Origin of the sequence: Myxococcus sp. AM011 (genome assembly GCF_013372595.1) — a bacterium.
Lineage (GTDB): Bacteria > Myxococcota > Myxococcia > Myxococcales > Myxococcaceae > Myxococcus > Myxococcus eversor.
The window spans coordinates 1-25,214 of record NZ_JABXEM010000172.1 but is presented as its reverse complement, the minus strand read 5'-3'; the positions used below and the strand labels follow the sequence as shown (position 1 = coordinate 25,214).

Genomic DNA, 25,214 nt, shown 5'->3' with positions numbered 1-25,214 from the left:
CAGCGCTCCCTGGCTGGTGCCTTCTCAAAGATTGACTGCGGTTTCCGCAATCCTTCTCTTCTTCTTGGGCTTGCTATTTGGTTTTCAAAGACCGAGCCGCTTGTTTCAACCGCGACTTCCTGCTACCTTGCCGCCGCCTTCTGCTTCTTTCCGGCGTCAGCGGGGCGCCTCTTCTATTTCATCTTCGCGTCCCCGTCAACCACCCAGTTTCGCTTTTCTTCTTTGCTGCTTCCCGAAGTCCTCAGCGCCGCCCAGTGGCTTCCGCTGTCTCTTTCGGGAGGGCGGCTTCTACCACCACCGCACCCTGGATCAACCTATTTGGTTGGCTCCGTCTTCTTTCCTGCGTCCGCCCCGGTGAGTGACTGCGATCACCGTTTCGGCCAGGGGGCGCGGCTTCTATCACCGCCGCGTCCCAGGTCAACAACCTTCGTCGACCGTTTACTTCCCCCGTCCGTTCGCCGTCAGGTGCCGGGGCACCAAGGCGTCGAGCAGGGGTCCAGTTACTACCTCGTCACTTCTCGTCCGTCAAATACCGGATGATCGGTCGCGGGGATTTATCCACCGTCCCCCATTTCGAGAACCCCCGACGCCCCAGGAAGGCTTCCTCGGCCTCAAGGGTCGCCGCGCCGCCCGCCCTCCGACGTAGGGGGCGGGGCGAGTGTTCCGAACAGCCAGTCCGAGAGCGGAACGGTGATGTTGAAGTTCCAGCGGCCCATCTTCGACGGGTCGTGGTGCGCCTGATGGTGCCTCCGGAGCCAGATGAGCGGCCGGAGTCGGGCCAGCCAGTGCTCGGGCGGCAGGTGGTGGCAGAAGTGGAGCCACTCGTAGGAGAGGTAGTAGCCCACCACCGACGACACGAAGAGCCAGCCCGCGTTCCGCGTCGACACGAGGAAGGTGAGAACTCCCAGCGGCGCGGCGACAGCTCCCAGGAAGAAGAGGAGCAATACCGGCGGGAAGAGCACCATCTTCACGTCCCGGGAGGACTCGTAGGCCAGGGCGTCATGGGTGAAGAAGCGGTGGTGCTGCTCGGTGTGGCGCTGAAAGAGGAGCCCCAGGCCTCGCCTCCTATGGTGCATGGGCCCCCGGTGCCCCAGGAACTCCACCCCGTTCCCCAGCAGGAAGACTCCGGGGACCGTCAACCACTCCCAGGGACGCACCGCCTCCACTCGAGAGAGCGCCAGCAGGATGACCGCCAGCGAGCCCAGGCTCGTGAAGGCGAAGTGCGCCCGGCCAGAGTACCGGGGACCGACGTGCTCGCCGCGGTACTGCTCGCGGAAGGCCGTGACCCGCTCGGGAATGGTGCCAGGCGCCATGTGCCCTCCCCCCAGGTCCTGTTCAGCTCTCCTTCTGCCGAGCCTTCATCTTCTGGAGCTTCTTCATCTTGTCCAGGATGAGCGTGCGCTTCAGCCCGGAGAGGTGGTCCACGAAGACGTGGCCGTCCAGGTGGTCGATTTCGTGCTGGAGGACGTGGGCCAGGCGCCCCTCCGCCTCCACCTCGTGCCACTCCCCCGTCCTGTCCTGGTAGCGGACCTTGACCTTGTGGAAGCGGCGGCACTTCTCCCATTCCCGAGGGACGGAGAGACAGCCCTCCTCCAACGTCACCGTCTCCTTCTTCTCGAGGATTTGCGGGTTGACGATTTCGAAGGACGTTCCGTCCTCACGCCCCACCAGGGCCACGCGCAGCGACTCGCCCACCTGATTGGCGGCGATGCCGATGCCTTCGGCTTCCTTCATGGATTCGGCCATCTCCTCCAGGAGCTTCTGGAGCGAGGGACCGAAGTCCGTCACGGGTTTCGTGGGCGAGGTGAGGACCTTGTGCGGCCAGATGACGATGTCGCGAGCCATGGGGCGCAATTTGCCATGTGCCCCCCTCCCGGTGCCACGCCGGAAGACCGTGGGTGGGGCTCGTGAAGCCCCAGCATGGCCGAGCACAGGTCTGGTAGACCTCCGGCATGCACCCGCACTCCCAGCTCATCACCGACTTCTACTCGGCGTTCCAGCGGCGCGACGCGAAGGCCATGAACGCCTGCTACCACCCGGACGTCGAGTTCTCCGACGCCGTCTTCCTCGGCCTGCGCCACGGGGGGACCACCGCCATGTGGAGCATGCTCGTCGAGCGAGGCAAGGACCTGGAGGTCACCTTCCGCGACGTCCAGGCCGATGACCGCACCGGCCGCGCCCACTGGGATGCCCACTACACCTTCGCCACCACCGGCCGGAAGGTCCTCAACCGCATCGACGCCCAGTTCGAGTTCCGCGACGGGAAGATTGTCCGCCACCAGGACAGCTTCGACTTCTGGACCTGGTCCCGGCAGGCCCTGGGCCCCGCTGGACTCGTCCTCGGCTGGACGCCCTTCCTCAAGAACAAGGTCCGCTCCCAGGCCCGCCGCACCCTGGACAAGTACATGAAGGACCACAACATCACCGGCCCCTGACTCCCGCTACCGGACCTCGCGCCCCTGCCTCAGCGGCTTCAGGTCCGGCGCCACCCAGCCTGCTCGTGCCTCGGCCGAGTCCAGGGTCGCCTTCTGGTAGTGGCTCGCCAACAGCCTCGCGTCGGCCAGCTCGGGGCTTGCCTCCAGCAACGCGTCGAGGGATTCGCTCCCGGGCGCCGCGTCCATCGCGCCCTGGACGAGCTCCGCCCAGCCCCGGGTCATCGTCTCGTGGTACTTGCCCGTCGCCCCGAGCGCCATGGCGTAGCCCCGGATGAGCCCGCGCAGGCGCGACAGTCCCCTCTCGAAGCCCTCCGCTCGCAGACACAGCCAGGCCAGCCGCAGATGCTCCCGGTGACGGAAGCGCTCTCCCGGCCAGGTGGCCGCCTCCACCGCCGTGAGGAAGTCCGCGTCCGTGTCCCCCGCGATGCCTCGTTGCTCGCTCATGATTTGGGGACCTTCTTCCTCGAGCCCGGCTTGCGCGCCGGTCGGGCCTCGCGGTCCACCTCGGCGAGGGCCTCCAGCCCCGTCGTCAAGCCCTCCACGTCCTCGTCTCCCAGCCGCTCCAGCACCGCGGCCTCCAGCGCCTCCAGGCGACGGTGGACCCGGGTGGCCAACGCCCGGCCCGTGCCCGTCAACAACACCTGGAACGAGCGCCGGTCCTCGGGCCTCGACTCCCGCTTCACCAGCCGCTTCGCCTCCAGCCGATCCATGTAGCTGGTCAGCGTGGAGCGCTTGTGCGCGAAGGCCTGGTGCAGCTCGCTCAGCGACGTGTCTCCGGCTTCCAACAAGTAGGCCAACAGATGAGCCTCCCCCTGCGAGAGCCCCAGCGGAGGCTCGACGGCCTCCAGGAACAGGCCGATGCGGTGGGTGGCCCGGTGCACTTCCAGGACGAATCGGAGCCGCTTCATGGCGACAGCATAACAATCGCTCCGTTTTCGTAATTTCCGAAAGCGGAATGAATCGTCCTCCAGTCGACCCGCGTGCCCGCATCCCCCCGGATGCCCTATCCTCCGGGCATGCCCTCCGAGAACGTGCCTGTGGACGTGCTGGACCTCTGGCTCCTGGAGGCCGCCCTCGAGTTGCCGACGCCCCTCCACCTGCTCGTGGCGTCAGACCCCGCGGCCGCACTCAACATGCGCGATGACCCTCGCTTCTCCCACGAGGAGCTGTGCGAGCGCCTGGCCGCTCTCGCCGAGCGAGACCTCATCATCGTCCACGAGCACCCGGACGGCATGGAGGAGCTCTTCACTCCCGACGCGATTTCCAAGGCGCTCCTCCGGCCTCGCCCGCGCTCCTTCTTCGTCTATGAGCTCACGCCCTCGGGTGGCGCGCTCTGGGAGGCCCAGGCCCAGCCGGACTGGGGCCGCTACGTCAACGCCGGCGAGGAGCCCAGCGCCAATGACGCCCCGGAGTCGTGGGTCATCGAGGCCCTGAGCCTCGACATCGCCGAGGCGGAGTTCCGCTTCCACGAGGAGCTCGGCGACGGCAACCGCCCTGTCCCAGAGTCCAAGCTCGGGGAGGAGTTGGCTCCCTGGAACGTGACGTACTGGAAGACGCTGCCGCGCGGATATCGCCTCCGCTACACCAGCGTCCCTCGGACTCCCGACCCGGCCCGCGTCGCGGCGACGCCCCGTCGAGCACCTTGGTACACGCCTGTTCGACTGTGATGACGCGAGGAGCCCGGGTCCTCGCTCAGGGCGTCGTGGCCTTGGCTCCGGCGGCCTTCGGGGCCTCGGCCTTGTACACGTAGAGCGTGTAGTTCGAGCCCGTCGCGTAACCGGGCAGCTTCGTGGGGTTGAACACGCTGGTGCTCGACACCGTGCCTCCCGCGTAGCCGCTCGGCATCTCCACCAGCTTCAACGCACAGCCCGCCAGCACGAGCCCTGCCACTGGGACGTCGTTGCTCACCAGCGTGCACGTCCCCGACGCCGTGAAGCTCCCTTCCGGGAGGTTGAAGCGCATGTGCGCCGGGATTTGCTGCCCCGCCGGAAACCGGGCGTCCGTGATTCGCAGGCACGCCGTCGCCGTCCCCACGCTCTTCTCGCCCCGGCTCACCCACCTGCCGTCGCGCTCGCGGCTCTTCGGGACGTAGATGCTCGCGCCCAGCTTCACCGTCGTCTCGAACGGCGCCTTCGCGCACACCGCCGCGTCCGGGGGCTTCGTCGGGTCCTCCTGCGTGCGGAACTGGTAGACCTCCTCCTCAGCTCGCGCCTCGGACGCTCCCGCCAGCACCACGCACGCACCCAGCACCACCGCACCACCGTGCCACCGCGACATAGGCTGCTCCCTCGGTTCGAGCCACCGGAGCCCCGCGCGCAATCCGGCCTCATGTGCCGACAGGCCCGGCGCTCCGGCTGACCTCCGCTGCGAAAAAACAGAGACCTTCAATGCCCCTGGCGCGCACGGCCCCTCCGTACCGCGCGCGCCTGGAGGCCCGCTGCTACTGCCAGGACAGCGTGTACTCGGCGTCGAGCGGCCCCGTCTTCTTGCCGCTCACGTGCACCTGCTTTCCACCCATCGCCTCGATGACCGCCTGGAGCACACCCTCGTGATAGGCCGGCGTCATGAAGTCGCGCTTCATCGTGAAGACGCCACTCGTGTCGCTCGTCCACGTCACGCCGCGCTCACCGTAGCTCACCGCCGCCCGGTAGCCCGAGTGCAGGTTGCCCAGCATCCGCTTCGGACTGTTCCCCGCCAGCAGCAACAACGTCTTGCCCGCCGCCGAGGACAGGAAGTCCGACGTCGCCTGCACTCCCATCCTCCGCAACGCCGGGTCGAACCCACCCAACTGCGGCCCCATCACCTGCGCCGCCGTGAAGGACAACCGCAGGAACGCCGCCACCGGGTAGTTGAAGAAATCGATGTACTTCTTTTCGCCCGCGACGGCGAGGCAACGCTGCACCGCGGCTTCGCCACCAAGCACCTTCACCGCGCCAAGCACGCCATTGAAAAACAGTCCTCGCGCGGTGTCTTCTCGCGTCGCCAACGAGACGCGTTCCTCCAATTCGCGCGCGAGGTGAGGCTCGAGCGCGTCCGACGGCTGCTTCTTGTCTGTCATCAAACGGTGTCTCCACGGGGGAAGGAGGCACTCGAAGTTTACAGCCGAATCAACTGGGCGCCGTAGTGGATATTCGCTCCAACGGCCGCCACCAACACTATGTCCCCCGCCCCCAGTCGAACGCGACCCGCCTCCAGGTCCTCCGCGAGCAGGATGAGCATCCCCGCCGCCGACGTGTTTCCATACAAGTCAACATTGCAAGCGACCGCTTCCGGCGACAGCCCCGCGCGAGACACGAAGGCATCCATCACCCGCTTGTTGGGTTGGTGAAAGTAGTACCGCTTCACCTCACCCTTCAGCTCGGGTCTCGGACTCAACACCGTGTCGAGGCACTTCTGCATGTACTCCGGGTAGCTGCGCGCCACGCGAAACCCATCCACCACGAAAGCCATGTCCGCGGGACGCGACCGCCCTGGCTGGTAGGGAAGCTTCAACACCCCGCCCCCCTTGCGGATGACCAGGTCCCCATGCGCGTTGCCCGAGAACGATGCCAGGATGCCCGCCCCGGCCGGCGCGTCCTGCTTCGTCTGGAGCACCACCGCTCCCGCCCCGTCCCCGAACACGTACATGGAGAGGTAGCCCTGGAGCGTCTTGGCCCGTCCCGGCCCCGGAGGCAGCTCGTCCAGGTACACCTCCCGGTTCACCAACGGCGACGTGAAGGCCGATGCCACCACCGCCACCGTGCGGAAGCGGCCCCCGTCCATCATCTTCTTCACCAGGTCCAACACGTACGTCGTGCCACCACACCCGTCGTCCACCACCAGCGCGAAGGCGTCCTCCCTCAGCCCCAGCCGATGGTGCAGTTGCATGGCGTCGTGGTTGAAGTGCGGCGCGTCCGGCGTGCACGTCACGACGAAGAGCGCGTCCAGCTCCCCCGCGTCCACACCCGAGGTCGTCAGCGCCTTGCGCAGCGCCACCTCGCACATGTCCGTGTTCGTCGCGGGATAGACATGGCCGTCGTCCTCCGGCGGAGGCACCGCGCGTCCCGTCACCTCGTCGATATCCCAGAGGAAGCGCCGCTCACGGATGCCCAGCTTCTCCTCGATGCGCTCCGCCGGCCAGCCGGGGATGGCTCGTGAGATGCGCGCATTGCTCACGCGACGCGATGGAACGAAAGCCCCGGCTCCGACGACACAGACATTGGGTGTCATTTCATGGCCTCGTCTTTTCACCGCCACGCCGGATGGGAGGGATTCCCTGGCCCGTTCTGTCGAGCAGGATTCACGCCAGAAACGAAGCCCTTGAAATGACGGTCCACTTTGTAAGAAGCGGCTTCATTTTTGAAGCCTCTGACGACCCTTCAACCGGGTAATTCCGCGGATTTACTGGGGACACGGTCGCACTTCAAAAATGAAGCACTTTGCGACATATCCGAAGCGGCCCCGCCGATACATTTACTTTCCGTGCGCGACGACTCCACTCAAGGCGGGCGGAGCCCCTGGAGAACCCCCTGCGTTGCAAGTGATTGCGCACTTCCAGTGCCGAGACATCCGCGACCCACCCCTTTGCTACGTGCATGGAAGCCCGCTGGTTTTCAGGTCGAGCCGGTAAGCCGGGGTCCTCCTTGAGGTCGAGTGCTTCCCGGAGCGCGCGGGCCCGTGCCAGTCTCCGTCGACCGAAAGGCGTCGGAACCCACCGCCTCGTCGCGACGACTCATGTCCCGAGCGAGGCCCGACGAAATGGGACGTGCCCTCCCTCAAGTCCTACCCGCGCCGCTGGCAGCCCATCATCCGACTCGCGCTCTTCGTCGGGGCCTATGCGCTCGGCGCCCGGCTGGGCTCGGTGCTCGCCTTCCCTCCCCACCTGGTCTCCGCCATGTGGCCCCCCAGCGGCGTGGCGCTCGTAGGGCTCCTGCTCACCCGACACCGGGAGTGGCCGCTGCTCGTCCTCGGGGCCATCCTGGTGGAGCCGTTCGCCGTCCACGACGCCCACCTGCCCGTCACCTCCGCCAGCTTCGTCGTCGCCACCGGCAACCTGCTCGAGGCCATGGTCGGCGCGGTGCTCCTGCGGCGACTGGTGCGCATCCACCCCGCGATGGACCGCGTGAGGGACGTGCTGGGACTGGTGGGGCTGGCCGCCCTCGGCAGCACCCTCATCAGCGCCAGCCTGGGCATGGGCTTCATGCTGTCGAACCAGCGCCTGACCCCCAGCGACTTCTGGCCCTCCTGGCGCGTGTTCTGGGTGGGCAACGCCATGGGCGTGCTGCTGGTGGCGCCCCTGCTGCTCACCTGGCTGTCGCGGGGACTCGACGGGTTGAACCGGCAACGGCGCCTGGAGCTGGCCACGCTGCTGCTGCTGCTCGGGGTGGCCACCCAGTGGGTGTTCAGCATGCCGCCCACCGCGGCGCCTCCCGCCACCTTCCACCCCGTCACCTACCTGTCCTTCCCCTTCCTGCTGTGGGCCGCCCTGCGCTTCGAGGCCCGGGGCACCACCATGGCCACCGCGGTGATGTCCACGCTCGCCCTCTGGCACACCGCCCACGGCAACGGGCCCTTCGCCCAGTTCGCCTGGCACAACGACAGCCTCACCTTCCTCCAGTCCTTCCTCGCCGTCGCCAGCGTGTCCGGACTGCTGCTCGCCAGCGCCCTCAGTGAGCGACGCCGCGCCCAGGAAGAGGTGAGCCACCTCAACCAGGAACTGCGCCAGTCCCTGGAGACACTCGCCGCCACCCAGGCCACCCTCGTGCGCCGCGAGCGCATGGCCGCGCTCGGTGAGTTGAGCGCCACCGTGGCCCATGAGGTCCGCAACCCCCTGGGCGCCATCTCCAACGCGCTCGCCGCCATCCGCCGACTCGCGCCCCAGACGGCCACCGGGCCCGCGGGCACCCTGCTCGGCATCATGGATGAGGAGGTCCAACGCCTGGACCTCATCGTCAATGACCTGCTCGACTTCACCCGGCCCATGGAGCCCCGGCTGCGGGCCCAGGCGCTCGGGCCCGTCGTCGAGGGCGCGCTGACCGCGTCCCTGCGCTCGGGGCCGTCGGGCATCAGCGTCTCACGGGCCCTGGACGACGCGCTCCCGCCCATCGACCTGGATGCCCACCTGCTCCACGTCGCCCTCACCAACCTGTTCACCAATGCCGTGCAGGCCATGCCCTCCGGCGGCAACCTCGTCACGCGCATCGAACCGGATACTCGCGCCGGGACTCCTCACGCGAGGCTCACCATCTCCGATACCGGGCACGGCATCGCTCCCGAGGTGCAACAGCGCATCTTCGAGCCCTTCTTCACCACCCGCGCCAGCGGCACCGGACTGGGGCTCGCCATCGTCCGCCGCATCGTCGACGGACACCACGGCGAGGTCACCGTCAACAGCACCGTCGGCCAGGGCACCACCTTCACCGTGTGGCTGCCGTGCGCTGGGGTACAGTCCTCCGTCTGAAGCTGTGAAGCCGTGACGGTCCGCTTCGCGAGGTCTTCTGGACAGGTTGGGCCCGATGGGGCGCACCGCGCGCCGCTTCGATGGAGCCCCAGGACTTCGAGACACGGCGCGGACGTCCTCACGCCTTCCGTGTTCGCCACGCTCGAGACGGGCCGGACACCGTGGCTCGCACCACGGTGTCCGTGTCCCATCGCGCGAGCACCCCTTGAAGAACAGGGCACCCACTACACTGCTTCTTCAGAACGGGATGTTGTCGTCGTCGCCCGGGGGCGGAACGTCGTCCTGGTAGCCGCCACCACCACGACCGCCGTAGCCGCCACCACCTCCGCCGCCACGGTTGTCGTAGCCCTCGCTGCCGCCGCCCCCGCCACCCTGCTGACGCGCCATCTCCGCCTCGATGGCCGCGAGCAACTGGCGCTCCTTGTCGTGCCAGCGCGACTTGCTCGGGTCGTTCAGCGAGCGGCGCGCGCCATTCGCGTAGAACTCCAGGTCCTGCAGGCTCGCACCCACCACCGGCGCGCCCTTGCTGCGGCCGTAGTTCGGGAGGAGCATTCCGTCCCCTCCGCCGCCACCACCGCCAGCACTCGGCGCCGCCGCGCGACGAGGCGCCGCGGAGGCCGCATCCGGCGTCCCGCCGATGGACAGCTCGCCCATCTTCAGCGTGAAGCCTTCTTCGTTCTTGAACGCCGTGCCGACGCGCACCTGCTCCACGCGCCCATCGGGACGCCGCACCGCCACGGTGACTGGATAGCCTTGCTCACTCATGGCGCCCGAATCCCATCACCAGCCCCACACTGTCAACGGGAGCGCGCACCCTCCTGTCCGCCATCCACATGGCCGCCTGGATGACGCTCTTCCGCCCTCGCGAACCGGGGTCCGACGCACGCCACCTCGCCCATGGCGGAACGCTCTGGACACAACCGGGCAGGAGCGCGGCACACCCATGCGCGTCCTCGACCTTGCACCCGAGCACATCGCCGCACAGCCGCGCCGGGCCTGTGGCCCCCAGGCACTACCGTGCTCGACATGGTGCACAGCGCCTGCCACCCAGGCACCTCGCCTCTACCGGGCTCGGCATGGCGAGCCGTGCCGGACACCTGGGCACCTCGCCTCTCTACCGTGCCTGGCTTGGCGCGCAGGGCCTGACACCCAGGCACCTCGCCTTCACTGTTCCTGGCCTGGCGTGCCTCTGGCTCGGAGTCGGGGCTCCTGGACAGGCGAAGCTCATGTTTTGAATACACGTCTCACTCAGCGGCCCTTCTCAGGGACACTTGAACGAGGCGGAGGGCTCCCTCACTTCGGGAGCCCACCTCGAATGGACCGCGAGCTGGAGCGCGAAACCGCCGCGACTCCGCTGCCGCTACGCCATCCTGCCCTTCTTGCCACGCGCCGCCGTCTTGGACCGGGACGCTCCACGCGTCGCGGCCACCGGCTGGGCCGCCTGCAGCGCCTTGCTCGCCGCACGACCGCGAGGCAGCTTCACGTCCTGCACCGACTGCGGCCGGGCGTCATCCACCCACGCCGTCGGACGACGGTCCGTGCGCATCAGCAACCGCAGCTTCTGGTAGTGCGCCGAGCAGTACCCCTTCGAACGACTGGGGCGCTTGCAGCCGATGATGGCGCACGAACGCGAGCCATCCGCCGTCTTCGCTCCACGCGCCACCGGAGCCGGCGCCTTCGCCGCGCCCCGCGTCGCCACCAGCGGCAACTCCACCTGCGCCGCCGGACGACGACCGGGCTTGCCACGCTTCGCCGCCGGAGCCGGCAACACCGCCGCCTGCCGCGTCGTCGCCGCGGGACGAACTCCCGCCAACGCTCCCAACCGGCTGGTCAGCGGCGCCAGTCGGAACGTCACTGAACGCAGCATGTCCAGGGCCTCGAGGCCCTCCTCCAACCGATTCACCGCCTGCTGCAAAGGCACCAGCTGGGACTGCAGCTCGCGCCGGAACATCTCTCCAAGCTCATTCGCAATGGACATGTGCCGGGAGGATATACGCCGTCCTGGGTTATCGACAGGAAATACACTGCACGACGCGCGCCAACGGTCATCCTCCGAGCGATTTTGGGTCCCCACCCCTTCTCGGAGGTTCTGCGCTCAAAAGAGCGCTCAGACCGGAGGGCCCCCCTCTGAAACAGACGTATCAACCCCGGCCGTGGGCGGCGAGACGGCCTCCTCGGCCTTCCCCGCCTCCACTCCCTGGGGTGCTCGCGAAGCCTGGGTCTCCACCGTCGCGGGGCGCTCGGACAAGAGGGCGGTCGCCGTCGGGCAGGAGCGCACCATCGAGGAGAGGGCCCACACAAACAACAGCGTGACGACGAACGGGTGACCCACGACGAGTTCCTCCCAGCATTCGGATGCCCACCAAGAACGCGACGGGCGGGATTCCTTGGACCCGGTGGGATACGAACAACCATAGGCAAAGGGTCTGACGTGCCCTGAAGGGAGGGTCAGGGGCCCGCCGAGCAGCCCCCTCCCAGGCATGCCCCCAGGGCCCCCGCGGCGGCGCGACGGATGTTAAAGGAGGCGGGACATGACTCCGGCCCCTCCTTCCGTCCGCTTCCGAGGCACCGACTCCTACCTGACCCACGAGGGCCTCCAGGCCGCCGTCAACTGCGCCCTCACCCTCCAGCGACCCCTGCTGGTGAAGGGCGAGCCCGGCACCGGCAAGACGCTGCTGGCGGAGGCCATCGCCCAGGCCCTGGGACACACGCTGCTCACCTGGCACGTCAAGAGCACCACTCGCGCGCAGGACGGCCTGTATGTCTACGACACCGTGCAGCGCCTGTATGACTCGCGCTTCGGCGACGGCGACGTGCGAGACATCCGGCGATACATCCGCATGGGCCCCCTGGGCGAGGCGTTCTCCGCCCCCGAGCGCGTCGTGCTGCTCATCGACGAGGTCGACAAGGCGGACCTCGAGTTCCCCAACGACCTGCTCCACGAGTTGGACCGGATGCGCTTCCGCGTCACCGAGACGAACGACGAGGTGGCCGCGAAACACCGCCCCATCGTCGTGATTACGTCCAACAACGAGAAGGAGCTGCCGGACGCGTTCCTGCGCCGCTGCGTGTTCCACTTCATCGACTTCCCCGACGCGGAGCTCATGCGCCGCATCGTCGACGTGCACCACCCGGGGCTCGACGCCGCGCTCGCGGACCAGGCCCTCAAGGTCTTCTACGAGCTGCGCGGCTTCACCCGCCTGCGCAAGCGGCCCTCCACCAGCGAGCTCATCGACTGGATTGCCGTGCTCAAGGCCCAGGGCGTGAGTGACTTGAAGCTGGACGAGAACCTGCCGTTCCTCGGCGCCCTGCTGAAGAAGGAGCAGGACCTGGTCTCCGTCGCGGAGGCCTTCGGACGCGGCCGGCGCACCCGGGCCTGAGCCATGTTCCTGCCATTCTTCTACGAGCTGCGACGACGGGGCGTGAAGGTGGGCGCGCAGGAGGCGCTCGCCCTCGCGGGTGCGCTGAAGGCGGGCCTGCATGACAGCAGCCTCGATGGCTTCTACCACGTGGCTCGCGCGCTCCTGGTGCACTCGGAGACGCAGCTGGATTCGTTCGACCAGGCGTTCCTGTCCCACTTCCAGGGCGTGGAGACCGCGGGCCTGGAGCTGACGCAGGAGCTGATGTCCTGGCTGGAGGAGGCGCGCGACCGGCCGCGGTTGACGCCCGAGGAGTTGGCGCTGCTGGAGGCGCTGGACCCCGAGGAGATTCGTCGCCTGTTCGAGGAGCGACTGCGCGAACAGAAGGAGCGGCACGACGGCGGCAACCGGTGGATTGGCACGGGGGGCACGTCGCCGTTCGGCAACAACGGGTTCGCGCGCGGGGGGATGCGCGTCGGAGGTAAGGCCGGCGGCAAGCAGGGCATGGCGATGATGCAGGCGGGGGCTCGCAGGTATGCGGGGTACCGCGATGACCTGGTGCTCGATACGCGGCAACTGGCCGTGGCGCTGCGCAAGCTGCGCGCGTTTGCTCGCGATGGGGCTCCGGATGAGCTGGACATCGACGAGAGCATCTCCGCCACCGCTCGCAACGCGGGGGAATTGGAGGTCGTGACTCGGCCTCCGCGCAGGCCGAACACCCGCGTGGTGCTGGCCATGGACGTGGGTGGGTCCATGGACCCGTATGCGGCGGTGATGAGCCGGCTGTTCTCCGTCGCGAGCCAGGCCACGCACTTCAAGGAACTGCGCATCTATTACTTTCACAACTGTGTGTACGGGAAGCTGTACGCGACTCCGCAGCTCACGGGTGGAATGACGGTTCCGGAGCTGGTGGCGCAGGTGGGACGGCACCACAAGCTCGTCATGGTGGGCGATGCGTCCATGGCTCCTTATGAGCTGGCCATCCGCACGGACGCCGAGGGGCGATACAAGGCGGACGGGCAAGAGGGGCTGACGTGGCTGATGCAACTGGCCCAGCACTTCGAGCGCAATGTGTGGCTCAACCCGGAGCCCATGGGTTCGTGGCGATCGGGGTCCATCGCGATGATTGCGCAGGTGTTCCCCATGTTCTCCCTGACCGTGGAGGGCTTGGGTGAGGCCGTGGCGCATCTGACTCGCGGGCGGACCGTGAAGGGTGCGGCGGCGCGGCGCTGAGTGACTCAGCGGTCTCGGGGTGATGGAGCGAGCAACCCCGCGAGCGCGCCCACCGCCGTGGAGCCCAGGGCCACGAGCATCTGGGGCAGTGGCCACTCGGGCCGCTTGTAGGCCACGACGAGTCCACCGACGAGGGCCGTCAGCGCGGCGAGCCCCAGGGTGACCACCACGATTCGGTAGATCCATCGGTCCGCGAATGGGTCCTCGGTGAGGCTCCTCGCCATCTCCGTTGGCGCCAGCTTCGCGCGCTGAAGGAACTGCTCGTCCGTCAGTCGCTGACTCAGCAGCTCCACATCGACGAGCCGTCGGGCTTTCATACGGAACTCCTCTGGCACCGGGCGAGCGCGGCGTTGAGCCCGGCAGGGTGTCCCGGAGGGCAGAGCAACTCGCATGCCTCGGAGTTCTGGTGCGCGAGTACCGGGATGCGACGTGACTGGACAGCCGCGCCCTGGCCGAAACGCTCCATTCCCTGGACGATTCCGGGGAGCGACGGACCGGTCAGTCCTCGGTAGAGGACTCACCTTCGGCACCGTCCGGTCGGCCCAGCCTTCTTTCGATGGCCTTGCGGTGGACACCGAGCAACCGCGCAGCAGCGCTCTTGTTTCCCTCGGCCAGTGTCATCGCCTCGGCGATGAGGGCCTGCTCGACGTGCAGCAACCGGTCCCCTATCTCAGGCAGCCTCAGGATGGACCTGGCGAGCTGCTTCACCGGGTCCTCCGTGGGTATCCCTCGCCGCTCGCGCCCCGGGAGCTGGGCCAGCGTCTCCGGTGTCACATGGTCCTCCTCCGCGAAGACGGTCAGTCGGTCCACCAGCGTGCGGAGCTGACGCACGTTGCCGGGCCAGCTCGCACGGGTCAGCACCGCCACGGCCTCCTCGGAGAATTGGAGCCGGCGTCGCTGACGGGTCACGAAGTGGGCCAGGAGCGCGGGAATGTCCTCACGCCGCTCGTCGAGCGCCGGCACCTGCACCTCGAGCACCGCGAGCCGGTAGTACAAGTCCTCGCGGAAGCCTCGCTGCTTCACGCGCTCCTCCAGGTCCGCGTGCGTCGCCGCGACGACTCGCCCCTGGAAGACGAGGTCCTCCGTCGAACCCACACGACGGTAGGCCCCCGTCTCCAGGACACGCAGCAACTTGGCCTGGAGGCTGAGTGGCAGCTCGGCGATTTCGTCCAGGAAGAGCGTTCCCGGCCCCACCGCCGACAACAGACCTTCTTGTCGCCGCTCCGCTCCAGTGAAGGCGCCTCGCTCGTGACCGAAGAGCTGCGACTCCATGAGGAACTCGGGAATGGCGCCGCAGTTGACGTCCAACCACGGCGCATCCGGCCGCGGCCCCAACGTGTGGAGCGCGCGGGCCACCAGCTCCTTGCCGGAACCCGTGGGCCCCGTCACCAGCGCGGGCCGGTCCGACAGCGCCACGCGCCGGACCACCGAGAGCAGTCGCTTCATGGCCTCGGACGTGCCCACCACCCCTGAAGGCAGCCCCTCCGGCCCGTTGCGGGCGCGCAGCACACGTACCTCGTGCTCCAGCTTCCGTCGGTCCCTCAACCCCTCGAGGATGGGGAGGATGAGCTCCTCACACAGCTCGTCCTTGAGGACGTAGTCATAGGCGCCCAGCCGCATGGCGGCTCGAATCTCCGCCATCTCGTTGGACACCGTCACCACGATGGGCACCGCGCTCGTGTGGCGACGAATCTCCCCGATGAGCGTCAGGCCATCGCGGTTGCGTGAATCCGAGTCCAGGCGGATGTCGACCAGGGCCACGTCCACGGAGGTCTCGGCGAGCACCTTGCGGGCTTCGACCAGGCTCGCCGCCTCGCACAACTCCACGCCCACCATGGGGGACAACACCGAGGTGAGCACCCGGCGCGCGCTGCGCTGGTCATCGACAATGAGGATTCTCATGCGACCTCCTGTGTGGTCGGGGCCTTGATGCTTCCATCCAGCGGCGTGTGGACCCGAAAGCAGGTGCGGTCGTCCTCACGGTGCACGGAGATGCTCCAACCGAAGCGACGGACGATTCGCTGCGTGACGGCGAGCCCCAGCCCCAGGCCCCCCTGTCTCGTGGTGACCCAGGGGTCGAAGAGCGTGTCCCTCGCGGACTCGGGCACTCCAGGACCCGAGTCCCAGACCTCGAGGACTCGCTCGGTGCTCTCTTCCCTGGCCCTCACACCGATGTGGCCCGCGGGTCCCGCCGCCTGTGCGGCGTTGCGCAGCAGGTTGGCGAAGAGCTGCACCATGGCATCTGGCTCCGCGAGCAGCGTGAGCTCGGGAGCCACGTCGACGGAAGCCACCACCCGTGCCTCCTGCATCTGGTCGCGGATGAGGTCCAGCGCACGGCGGACACGGGGGAGCACGAGGACAGGCTCCAGCTTCGGTGGAGGGAGCGACAGCCGGCGGAGCGAGATGAGCATTCGCTCCAGTCGCTCGATCTCCTCCTGGCCGATGTCGATATCCTCACCGTCGAGCGACTTCCCCTTGCCGCCCTGACGCAGCAGGTGCCGGAAGAAGTTCAGGGGATAGGCCATCTCATGTGAGATTTCAGCGCTCAGCAGGGCCAGGGCCAGACGCTTCTCTTCATGCGCCGCGTCCACCTGGGCCTGACGCAGTTGCTCCAGCTCACGCAGGACCTGGGTGTTGTGCAGCGCCACCCCGGCGAGGCTCGCGATGGTGTGGAGCAGCTCCAGGTCTTCCGAGGTGTAGAGGGCCTGTTGCTCCTTGGGGGCCAGCAACAGAACACCTCGGAGCTCACCGAGCGAGCGCATGGGCACGAGCAGCTTTCGCTGCCATGCGTCTTCCTGCGTCCACAGATGGGCTCCCGCGCCCAGACGTGCCCGCGCGTCCTCGGGGAGATGGGACACAGCGCTCAGCTCGGCCGTGTCGAGCACCTGGACTCGGCCGGTGGACAGCCAGCGCAGGATGACTCGCTCCACGGTGTCGCGGATGGCCCCTGGGTCCCTGGGCGCCGCCAGTTCGTCACTGAGCTGCTCGACTGTGGGCCGGAACTGGAGGGTCGCGGGAAAGAAGAGCCGGTCGACCCAGGGCTTGCCCAGGAGGACCAACACCACGAAGACACTCACTGCGGCGACCCCGGGGAGCACATCGGGGACTCCGTAGGTCGCGAGGAGCTGCGACATTCCGCGCCACGTGAAGGCCGCCGCGAGCAGTCCCGCGAGGACCAGGGGCACGGCCATCAAGCGCCGCGTGAGCACCGCAGTCACTTCGAGCACGTTCTGACGGATGAGTCCGTGGCCGATGGACAGCGGAAGCGTGGCGATGAGGCAGGGGACCATCAGGTAGAGCCCCCGGCCGAAGAAGACGAAGAACGCGACGAGCACGGGCAACAGCGCCAGGCCCCAGGCAGCGGAGAGGAGCTCTGCTCGCTGGCGGCCCTTGCTGCCTCGGATGCGCACGAGGATGGAAAGGCCGCAGACGAGCAGAGAGCCTTGGGAGAAGTCATTGACCCGGGCGCGCATCCACGCCGTCTCGAGCCCTGCGTGGGGCGCGACCAGCAACCACGCGGCGACTCCGAGCGCTCCCGCGCACAGTGCCGCGAGCGCCGTACGCCAGAGGCGACGGAAGCGGACGGGGCGCTCGGGAAAGGCATAGCCGAGCCAGATGAGACCGATGCCAGTGCCCAGCCGCGAGGCGATGAACAGCGGCATGTACGCGGCACGCGTGTGGTAGTCGAAGAGGGTGAGCAGGAAGACGAAACCCGAGATGCACAACACTCCGTAGGCCACTGCTCCGTCACGTCGCCCCGCCAGCAGCAGGACGAGCAGCCCGGACCAGAGGAGGAACGCCCCCACCAAGGCGTAGACGCCGTAGAGGAAGAGCACCTCCTCCGCGCCGAAGAGGCGGATGGGTTGGCGCAAGGTGAGCGGCTGGCTCCCTTGCGAGAACTCCAGCGAGACCTCGGCGCGCCCCGCGTCATGCGCGCGCTGAATGCAGTCCTGGAGTTGCTGTCCCGGGAAGACGCCTTGCCGGGCCAGGGCCACATCGATGGCATCACCGTCACAGGCGATGACGGGATTGGGGTGTCGCAACGGGAGGCGCTGATTGTTCCATTGCGGCAGATAGACCGAGGAGAAGGCTCCGTAGGGGTCCACCAGCAGCGAGGCGAAGGGAGTGCCCCAGGTACCCCAGGCGCTGGAGGTGACCGCGGCCCCCAGACCGAGCGACGCCGCGGCCAGCACCGCCACGACAAAGCGCAATGAGGAACTGGGGCCCGCTGTCATCCGTTCATCTCCCCCCACGACGTCAACCTGGCGCTTCGGCGCGGGCGTCCTTCGCGAGTCCGTACAGCGTGGCCACGGACTCACCGAGGACCAGCGCCGCCAGCTCATTCTGGAACGAATGGCTGGCGGGACGCACGTCGTCGAGCTCACGGGCGCGCTCCGCGAGCCATGTGCCCAGGTGTGAAAATCCACCCGCCCCCGCGACCTCGGCTCCGAGCCGCGCTACCCGGGGGGCTGCTCGAAGCAGTCCTCCTGGAGGCACGCCGAGCGCGGCTGGGAAGCTGACGCCGTGCAGTCGCGCGTCCTCTTCGTGGTCCAACGCGTCGTCCAGGCACTGCGAGCTGAGCAGGAGCAGGTCGAAGGCTCGACGGAAGGTGGGGAGCCGCTCCGGCCTGCCGTGAGCGAGGATGAGGCAGAACGAGGCGGTTCCCAGCCACGCCACCTTGCGGCTGACGAGGTCCACATACTGGGGGATGGTCAGGGCTCGCTGTTCGAGACAGGTGCGTTCGAGGTCCATCCCGGATTCCCAAGCGGTCAGCGCGGCATGCGTCGCATGCGTAGCAAGAGCCTCGCTGCCTGTGGCGTCAGCGAGAGACCGACACCACTGGTCGAACAGGCATGCCCCCAGCCGTGGCCACTCCGGTCGGTCGGCCACTTGACCGTCCGAGAGGCGGTCGATGAAGAGCCCGAAGAAGCCCCCGCGCCGATGGGCCCGGAGGTAGTGACGCCGATGTTCCCCGGACAAGTGAGGTCGCCCCTGGAGCTTCGCGTCCTCGGAAGCGAAGTCCGAGAGCGATTGGAAGGGCTTGAGCGCTGCGTAATCCCCCCAGCCTCCGTCAGTCTGTTCCGTCAGTCCGAGGTGGAACGGGAGTTCCGCCGCGAGCGACCGCAGGTCCACCGGAAGCCCTTCGACAGATTCGGCATAATCAAGGCGGCACTCATCCATGATGGCAGCTCAGTAGCAATTGAATTGGACTCGACTTTCACGCTGAGCCCTCATGCACGATGCGAGATTGCCATCGCCATAGGGTTCGAGGCTAACGAGCTGATTCGGTGCAATCAGGGCCCTGAGTTGCTTGATGAAATCATCGCTCCAGCGAAGCGTCACGCCCGAATGGCGTCCATCCCGGGAGACAAGAAGCACATCCGAGTCATAGGTCTCCTGCAGAACGGCACGGATACCCGGATGGTCGTCGAAAATAGCGGCCTGCTTCAACCTCGTAAGCAAGCGATGCGCTTCCAAACCCGCTGGGCTCTTGTCGTCCGTGTGGCTGAGAAGGCCGTGATAGACGAGCTGGATTTCATACGGACCTGCGTCGAGAACCGAAGCTCCACCCACCACTCGCGGCGTACCGGGCTTGCTGTCCTTGTCCTGGATGTTCCTCACAGCCGCATAGACAGGGTTCAAGAGGGCCATCCTGAGGCGAACAAGCTGCTCATCGAAGTCCAGGACAAGAGACTCCTCGGCATGGGCAGACAATATCCCATTAATCTCATCACACATCGACTGAGGAATGACCCCCAGCCCGGCAGTTCGAAATGCGTCACAAAGTTGCTGACGCCGCTCAATCCCCGCCAGCAACCCAGCCTCCACCTGCGGCGAAGGGAAAATCTTGCCGTAGATACGCCGGAGCAACTCCTGCCTCACCAAGTTTTTCGATTTCATGTACTTTCCCGCTTCACCCAGCGCAAGACCGCGATGATCCAAAACACTTCCGCCTAGGGAGTCACCTCTGGCGTTTGCCAGCCCCCAAAGCATCCTTCAGGACCGGACTGCCCCCAAGGACCAGGAGCGCCCCCCCTCTGCCTTCCGCGATATGGCCTTTACCGAGAATGGGAGCCCAGCTTGGAGTAGGCCTGATGCCCGCCAAATGATTCGTCATGCGCCGGCCCATCCTTTAGGAGAGCAGCAGCCAAGGCATTGGGAGTCCGCTCCAACTGCCGCCCGATATCCTCGAGAATCGCGCCAACGACAACACCCTCGTTCGCCAGCACCGCGGGGTCCTCGGGCAGAGGCAACTCCCCATCCTTGTCTCCCAGCAGCAACTCCACATGTGACTCATCCGGGTCACGGAGCAGGTCGCCGCTGTGAAGCGCGACAACTCGCCACGCGTCATCCAAGACAGGTGCGCCCGAAGAGCCCCTCGTTACATCACAGATGTACCAGAGGCGGGAGGCAATATTTTCGACACCTGATGCGGCCGGATTGCTCAGCGAGACAACCTTGTTTTCGCGAAGAGCGATGCGCTTGGACGCCCCGAGCGGATGGTGAATGATTGAAACAGCATCTCCGGGATGGCTCGTCAATCCCCCTCTAAGCCACAGCCACCCCTGGCGCAGGAGGTCCGCGCCTTCGATGGAACGAGGCGCGACCGCCACCAGGGCGTAATCCAGGTTGGCATCCGCGATGAAGCACCGCTCCGGCTCGAGAGCAAAGCTAATCGTCGCTCTCCTGGAAACACCGGGGCTCTCGCTCTGCTCAAAGTCAACCTGATAGCGCTGCGCCGTTTCTTTTGTCTGCAAGATGTGATGGTTCGCCAGGAGAAGCTCCGGACCCACCAGAAACGCCGTCGCACCGTTTCCCATCCAATCGGGTTGGCTCCGGAGCCGAAGCCTGGCGACGGATTCCGCCGCCCTCAACCCGTTCAAGAGATATGAGATATCAAGGTAGTCCGCACTTCCAAATGTAACTGTGCCTGCCACGGTTGTTCTCCTTGGATGGGCCCATGGTGAGCGGTCTTGTCCGCCTGATTCCAAGCCTCCCGCCGAGAAGCTCGTCACGGGGTCACGAAGCACATCAGCCCTTGCGCTCATGCACAGCTCGACCCAAAGCAACCCGCATGCCTGACATGTCCTCGGCGAGGCACGGCACTGAACAATCCCCCACTCCAACTGGCGCCCGGCGAGCTCCTGGTCGAATCCGTCCACGCCTCCTCGTCGTGTGGACGCAACCGTCCAATCAGCGAATGGGTCCCTGAGAAACATCGAAAGCAAGACAGTGAGGCACAGGCCTTGCTTTCCTACCGGGAGTCCATCCACCTGGAGTTGCTCGGCTGTCCCAGCCAGGGAGGGCCCTAGATGCATCCTGATGGGTGGCTCTCATCTCAGCGACTGCCACAAGCCCCGGAGCACCCAACATGCCCACAGAGAGATTGACCTTCAAGATTGCGTGGAGAGAACCTATTCCCGCCAGGCTCACCTATCTCATCGACAATGGCACCGTCATCACCCACCCGAATGGCGATGACGACAGGCTCACCGGCACACAGGAAATTCTCTTCACCTACGATGCCCCAAAATCCGACATCCACATCATCCGCTGGCTGCTCTGGTTTCCAGAACATACCTTGACGAAACTCGCCGCCACGGCACGCCGGAGTTCTAGCAGGAAGTTCTCGCCCCTCAACAGCCAACCCGGAGAACAGAAGATTTATTGGGAAAGGTCGGGTGCCTTGTGAGGAAGGGCTCGACGTTCTGGGCTCCTTGGCTCGTGCTCTGCTTGAGCAGCGCGGCCCTGGCCAGCCCCGCGCTCGACCAACTCAAGCAAGCAAGCCTCCATGAGCAGCGCTGTCTGTGCCAGCAACTCGAGACTCAGACACTGTTCACCCGCGTTCGGGAAACCACCACGCCAGTGGACTCTCAATCCTCGGCGGGAGAACTCCTCGCGCGCGCGGAGGCAGCAATCCAGGCCTCGGTCGATGACGCGAAGGCGGGCTTCACCATCGCCCCCCTGCGATTCATCGAGGGATATAAAGGTCCCCTCAACCCTCAACTGACCTTCGCCGCGTTCGACGACGGCCGGACTCGGCTGGGCGCGGCACTCAACGGCGTGTATTCCGTTGCAAAGAACCCTTCCCCCAAAGGCCTCAAAATCTCCTTCTGTTCCTACGATGAAGGGGCATATCGGAACACCCTTGATAGGGCAGGCCCCTCACTGCGTCGTGCCTGCGCCGTGGTGGCCTCGCTGCCAGACCCAGCACCGGGTTTTTCTCCGGGAGACGAAGAGCCCATCGAACGAGAGACCTGGCGCATCGTGCGCCATCTCTGTGGTGTCGACGAGGCGCCTCAGGTCGAAACGAAATCCCCTCCTGGCTCCTGCAAGCAAACGTGGACGTTCGAGGACGCCGCCATCCGGGTGGTCCGGGCCATCCAGAACGAAACCATTCGCCTTGAGAGGATTGGAGTACCTGCTCAAAAAGAAATGTCCCAGCTCACCGAGCGACTGGAGCCCTTCACCGCGGAGCTTCAGACCTTGGCCGAGCACGAAGCACCTGGCTTCGTGCCCCGTTTTACGACGATCGAGGACGCCATCCGCCAGTACGCGTGGCGCCGCTCGCGATATGTGCTGGGCGTCGATGGGCGCGTGGACTTCTTCCCCTTAAAGGGGGGCTTCAACCCATCTGCTGAACCCGACAAAAACCCACTTCCCAGGGCACAGCTCGCCTCCTGGCAGGCCAATCTGGCTGGTTCATGGGGACGCGAGCGTGTCTTCCTCAAGATGGGGTTGCTCCTGGGGCAGAAGCGAAGCGAGCACATGGACTCCCTCAACCCCTTGAGCCCAGGCCTGTCCTTCAAGGCCACCTATGTCGTGGGTGCACTCGTGGGTCAGCTCACGGACGATGAGGAGAATGTTCAGGTCGAGGGACAGGAGTTGCCTCCACATCTGCTCGTGGGCATGGAGGGCTCCGTCGCGTTCGTGACGAAGCGAACTCCGACACATCCCAATCTCGTGGACAACGCCAACGCCGCGCTCTGGCTCGAGTTCCGCTTCACCGAGAAGCTGGCGGTGCGCACCGGATTCCAGCTCGATGCAGAAACCGTGACGCGCCCGGAGGACACCTCCTCGACACCACCCAGGGCGGAGCTCGGCAAGCTCCAGTACTCCGTCCCGGCATTCGTCCTGACGGCACTCCAGTTCTGATGCTCCATGTGTTCCCGGTCATGGCTTCACCACACGAGAGCAACTCCCACCTTTCGTGTGATGCGGCGGCACACCGCTGAAGTCGCTCGCCGCCCTCTCCCGGAGCAGGGAATTCCCGGCCCCCCGTGGACCACAGGACGGCGGGCGGGCGAGGACTCTCGTTTCGTGCGGCGCACCGGCCCCAGTTACGGCATGGTGCGCCCCACGAGAGGACCTCATGACGACCGACAATCAGCAGGACGTGCTGAGCATCAACACCATCCGCACCCTGGCCATGGATGCGGTACAGCAAGCCCACTCGGGTCACCCGGGGGCTCCCATGTCCCTGGCCCCCGTCGCCTACCAGCTCTGGCAACAGGAGCTCCGGTATGACCCGTCCCACCCCATCTGGCCCGACCGAGACCGCTTCATCCTCTCCAACGGCCACGCGTCCATGCTCCTCTACGCCCTGCTCCACCTGGCGGGCGTTAAGCGCGTCACCCGCGACTACAAAGTAGAAGACACCCTCAGCGTCTCGCTCGAGGACATCCAGAAGTTCCGCCAGCTCGACTCCGTCACCCCCGGCCACCCCGAGTACCGGTGGACCAGCGGCGTCGAGACCACCACCGGCCCCCTGGGCCAGGGCGTCGCCAACAGCGTGGGCATGGCCATCGCCAGCCGCTGGCTCGCCGGCCACTTCAACAAGCCCGGCTTCGAGATGTTCTCCCATGACGTCTACGCCATCTGCGGCGACGGCGACCTCATGGAAGGCGTCGCCTCCGAAGCCGCCTCCATCGCCGGCCACCTCCAGCTCCCCAACCTCTGCTGGCTCTACGACTCCAACCACATCTCCATCGACGGCAGCACCGACCTCGCCTTCACCGAGGACGTGGGCCGCCGCTTCGAGGGCTATGGCTGGCGCGTCCTCCGCGTCCCCGACGCCAACGATTTGACCGTCCTCGGCGAGGCCCTCCACACCTTCAAGACCCTGCGCGGCAAGCCCACCCTCATCATCGTCACCACGCAAATCGCCTTCGGCGCCCCCAAGCTCCAGGGCTCGTCCAAGGCCCACGGCGAGCCGCTCGGCGATGAGGAGATCAAGGGCACCAAGCGCAACTACGGCTGGCCCGAGGATGCGAAGTTCCTCGTCCCCGAGGGCGTCCGCGAGCGCTTCCAGGACCGCATGGGCGCCCGCGGCAAGAAGCTCCGCGAGGAGTGGGATGCGCGCTTCGTCGAATACCAGAAGCAGTTCCCCGAGCTCGCCGATGAGCTGACTCGCATGCAGCGCCGCGAAGCCCCCAAGGGCTGGGACTCCGAGCTGCCCACGTTCCCCACCGACGCCAAGGGCATGGCCACCCGCGAGTCCAGCGGCAAGGTGCTCAACGCCGTCGCCAAGAACTACCCGTGGATGGTGGGCGGCTCCGCCGACCTCAACCCGTCCACGAAGACGTACATCAACGGCTCCGAGTCCATGAAGCCCGGCGACCTCTCCGGTCGCAACATCCACTTCGGCGTGCGCGAACACGCCATGGGCTCCATCGTCAACGGCCTGTGCCTCAGCAAGGTGCGCGGCTACGGCGCCACGTTCCTCATCTTCAGTGAGTACGAGCGCCCCGCCATCCGCCTCTCCTCCCTGATGGAGCTGCCCGCCCTCCACATCTTCACCCACGACTCCATCGGCCTGGGCGAGGACGGCCCCACCCACCAGCCCGTCGAACAGCTCGCCAGCCTGCGCGCGATTCCGGGCCTCATCGTCCTGCGCCCCGCCGACGCCAACGAGGTCGTCGAGGCCTGGCGGGTCATCGGCCAGCAGAAGAGCCACCCCGTCGTCCTCGTCCTCACCCGCCAGCCCGTGCCCACCGTGGACCGCTCCAAGTACGGCGCGGCCTCCGGGGTCGCCAAGGGCGGCTACGTGCTCGCGGACGCCGAGGGCGGCAAGCCGGAGCTCGTCCTCATCGGCACCGGCAGCGAAGTGGCCCTGTGCATGGACGCCCACGACAAGCTCACCGCCGAGGGCATCAAGTCCCGCGTCGTCAGCCTCCCCTCGTGGGAGCTCTTCGAGCAGCAGCCCCAGGAGTACCGCGACAGCGTCCTGCCTCCCTCCGTGCGCGCCCGCGTCGCCGTGGAGAAGGGCGCCGCCTTCGGCTGGGAGCGCTGGGTCGGCTTCGACGGCGGCATCGTCGCCATGCGCAGCTTCGGCGCCTCCGCCCCCATCAAGGCCCTCCAGCAGAAGTTCGGCTTCACCGTCGACAACGTGGTGAAGGTGGCCAAGGCCACCCTGGCCAAGTCGAAGGCGTAGCCACCCGCGCGCTCCTCGAGGCGCCGCTGAAAAAGACAAGGGCCCCGGACCATCCCCCAACGGTCCGGGGCCCTTCTTGCTTCAGTCCTCTGTCACTCCCAGACCTTCGCCGACAGCGTCCCGCCAAAAGAAGGTGACTCGGACCATCCCCCAACAGCCCGAGCACCCGATGCCCCCCTTGAAGAGGGGCGCCGCATCAAGAAAAGGCCCCCGACTCATCCCCCAACAAGCCGGGGAGCCCGAACCGCTCCTCCCGTCCATGCACGGGAGCCACGGCGCTTCAAATCATCGCGGGTCCACGGGAGCCCCTTGCC

The 25,214-nt window shown here is 66.7% G+C and carries 24 protein-coding genes; 9 read left to right on the top strand and 15 right to left on the bottom strand.

Going from position 1 to position 25,214, the window contains the following annotated elements:
• Positions 1-540: hypothetical protein (locus HUW62_RS48130; protein WP_217911634.1), on the top strand; the 540-nt coding region annotated here is incomplete at its 5' end.
• Positions 541-611: 71 nt separating this feature from the next.
• Here the strand turns inward: HUW62_RS48130 and HUW62_RS30370 are convergent.
• Together HUW62_RS30370 and def are read right to left on the bottom strand one after the other, a co-directional pair.
• On the bottom strand, positions 612-1,313 hold the full coding sequence (locus tag HUW62_RS30370) for a sterol desaturase family protein (RefSeq protein WP_176436384.1): 702 nt from the start codon (positions 1,311-1,313) through the stop codon (positions 612-614).
• Between the two features lie 22 nt (positions 1,314-1,335).
• Positions 1,336-1,845, bottom strand: a complete 510-nt coding sequence (gene def / locus HUW62_RS30365; RefSeq protein ID WP_163871043.1) for a peptide deformylase — start codon at positions 1,843-1,845, stop codon at positions 1,336-1,338.
• 107 nt (positions 1,846-1,952) lie between these two features.
• On the opposite strand from def, the gene HUW62_RS30360 reads away from it, so the two are divergent.
• The gene (locus tag HUW62_RS30360) at positions 1,953-2,435 is read left to right on the top strand and encodes a nuclear transport factor 2 family protein (protein WP_163871044.1); all 483 of its coding nucleotides are present in this window, start codon (positions 1,953-1,955) and stop codon (positions 2,433-2,435) included.
• Between the two features lie 6 nt (positions 2,436-2,441).
• Here HUW62_RS30360 and HUW62_RS30355 read toward each other — a convergent pair whose 3' ends face one another.
• On the bottom strand, positions 2,442-2,879 hold the full coding sequence (locus HUW62_RS30355) for a hypothetical protein (protein WP_176436383.1): 438 nt from the start codon (positions 2,877-2,879) through the stop codon (positions 2,442-2,444).
• Positions 2,876-3,343, bottom strand: a complete 468-nt coding sequence (locus HUW62_RS30350; RefSeq protein ID WP_163871046.1) for a MarR family winged helix-turn-helix transcriptional regulator — start codon at positions 3,341-3,343, stop codon at positions 2,876-2,878. Before HUW62_RS30350 ends, HUW62_RS30355 begins: the two co-directional genes overlap by 4 nt.
• A 72-nt stretch (positions 3,344-3,415) precedes the next feature.
• Between HUW62_RS30350 and HUW62_RS30345 the strand changes: the two genes are divergently transcribed.
• Positions 3,416-4,102: a hypothetical protein gene (locus tag HUW62_RS30345; RefSeq protein WP_368670508.1), complete on the top strand. Its 687-nt coding sequence runs from the start codon at positions 3,416-3,418 to the stop codon at positions 4,100-4,102.
• 25 nt (positions 4,103-4,127) lie between these two features.
• Here the strand turns inward: HUW62_RS30345 and HUW62_RS30340 are convergent, their stop codons facing one another.
• The 3 genes from HUW62_RS30340 to HUW62_RS30330 form a co-directional block, all read right to left on the bottom strand.
• Positions 4,128-4,712 carry a hypothetical protein gene (locus HUW62_RS30340; RefSeq protein ID WP_176436382.1) on the bottom strand — a complete coding sequence of 195 codons (585 nt, stop codon included), beginning with the start codon at positions 4,710-4,712 and terminating at the stop codon, positions 4,128-4,130.
• A gap of 163 nt (positions 4,713-4,875) precedes the next feature.
• Complete coding sequence (locus HUW62_RS30335; protein WP_163871048.1) at positions 4,876-5,493, bottom strand: DUF2378 family protein; 618 nt, start codon at positions 5,491-5,493, stop codon at positions 4,876-4,878.
• A 38-nt stretch (positions 5,494-5,531) separates the two neighbouring features.
• On the bottom strand, positions 5,532-6,644 hold the full coding sequence (locus HUW62_RS30330; protein ID WP_163871049.1) for a 3-oxoacyl-ACP synthase III family protein: 1,113 nt from the start codon (positions 6,642-6,644) through the stop codon (positions 5,532-5,534).
• 535 nt (positions 6,645-7,179) lie between these two features.
• Here HUW62_RS30330 and HUW62_RS50090 point away from each other — a divergent pair.
• A complete protein-coding gene (locus tag HUW62_RS50090) occupies positions 7,180-8,874 on the top strand; it encodes an MASE1 domain-containing protein (protein WP_176436381.1) in 1,695 nt (564 codons plus the stop codon).
• Between the two features lie 237 nt (positions 8,875-9,111).
• Here HUW62_RS50090 and HUW62_RS30320 read toward each other — a convergent pair whose 3' ends face one another.
• Entirely contained in the window at positions 9,112-9,639 is a 528-nt protein-coding gene (locus tag HUW62_RS30320) for a hypothetical protein (RefSeq protein WP_163871051.1), read from the bottom strand.
• A gap of 595 nt (positions 9,640-10,234) precedes the next feature.
• Complete coding sequence (locus tag HUW62_RS30315) at positions 10,235-10,852, bottom strand: vegetative protein (RefSeq protein WP_240357177.1); 618 nt, start codon at positions 10,850-10,852, stop codon at positions 10,235-10,237.
• A gap of 553 nt (positions 10,853-11,405) precedes the next feature.
• Here HUW62_RS30315 and HUW62_RS30310 point away from each other — a divergent pair.
• Both HUW62_RS30310 and HUW62_RS30305 read left to right on the top strand, forming a co-directional pair.
• On the top strand, positions 11,406-12,254 hold the full coding sequence (locus HUW62_RS30310; RefSeq protein WP_163871053.1) for a MoxR family ATPase: 849 nt from the start codon (positions 11,406-11,408) through the stop codon (positions 12,252-12,254).
• A gap of 3 nt (positions 12,255-12,257) precedes the next feature.
• Positions 12,258-13,466: a VWA domain-containing protein gene (locus HUW62_RS30305; RefSeq protein ID WP_163871054.1), complete on the top strand. Its 1,209-nt coding sequence runs from the start codon at positions 12,258-12,260 to the stop codon at positions 13,464-13,466.
• A gap of 5 nt (positions 13,467-13,471) precedes the next feature.
• Here HUW62_RS30305 and HUW62_RS30300 read toward each other — a convergent pair whose 3' ends face one another.
• The 6 genes from HUW62_RS30300 to HUW62_RS30275 form a co-directional block, all read right to left on the bottom strand.
• Positions 13,472-13,783 (bottom strand): hypothetical protein, encoded by a 312-nt coding sequence (locus HUW62_RS30300; RefSeq protein WP_176436380.1) that lies wholly within the window; start codon positions 13,781-13,783, stop codon positions 13,472-13,474.
• A 181-nt stretch (positions 13,784-13,964) separates the two neighbouring features.
• Positions 13,965-15,368 (bottom strand): sigma-54 dependent transcriptional regulator, encoded by a 1,404-nt coding sequence (locus tag HUW62_RS30295; RefSeq protein ID WP_163871056.1) that lies wholly within the window; start codon positions 15,366-15,368, stop codon positions 13,965-13,967.
• Entirely contained in the window at positions 15,365-17,701 is a 2,337-nt protein-coding gene (locus HUW62_RS30290; protein WP_176436379.1) for an ATP-binding protein, read from the bottom strand. Before HUW62_RS30290 ends, HUW62_RS30295 begins: the two co-directional genes overlap by 4 nt.
• Positions 17,702-17,723: 22 nt before the next feature.
• Positions 17,724-18,218, bottom strand: coding sequence for a hypothetical protein (locus tag HUW62_RS30285; RefSeq protein ID WP_163871058.1), 495 nt, complete (start codon positions 18,216-18,218; stop codon positions 17,724-17,726).
• Positions 18,219-18,656: 438 nt separating this feature from the next.
• Positions 18,657-19,367: a hypothetical protein gene (locus HUW62_RS30280; RefSeq protein ID WP_163871059.1), complete on the bottom strand. Its 711-nt coding sequence runs from the start codon at positions 19,365-19,367 to the stop codon at positions 18,657-18,659.
• Between the two features lie 158 nt (positions 19,368-19,525).
• Positions 19,526-20,287 (bottom strand): serine protease, encoded by a 762-nt coding sequence (locus tag HUW62_RS30275; RefSeq protein ID WP_163871060.1) that lies wholly within the window; start codon positions 20,285-20,287, stop codon positions 19,526-19,528.
• A 551-nt stretch (positions 20,288-20,838) separates the two neighbouring features.
• On the opposite strand from HUW62_RS30275, the gene HUW62_RS30270 reads away from it, so the two are divergent.
• The 3 genes from HUW62_RS30270 to tkt all read left to right on the top strand — a co-directional run bounded on the left by HUW62_RS30270 (position 20,839) and on the right by tkt (position 24,900).
• A complete protein-coding gene (locus HUW62_RS30270; RefSeq protein ID WP_163871061.1) occupies positions 20,839-21,159 on the top strand; it encodes a hypothetical protein in 321 nt (106 codons plus the stop codon).
• Between the two features lie 41 nt (positions 21,160-21,200).
• Positions 21,201-22,622 carry a hypothetical protein gene (locus HUW62_RS30265; protein ID WP_163871062.1) on the top strand — a complete coding sequence of 474 codons (1,422 nt, stop codon included), beginning with the start codon at positions 21,201-21,203 and terminating at the stop codon, positions 22,620-22,622.
• Positions 22,623-22,839: 217 nt separating this feature from the next.
• Positions 22,840-24,900: a transketolase gene (gene tkt, locus HUW62_RS30260; protein ID WP_176436378.1), complete on the top strand. Its 2,061-nt coding sequence runs from the start codon at positions 22,840-22,842 to the stop codon at positions 24,898-24,900.
• Positions 24,901-25,214: the final 314 nt, after the last annotated feature.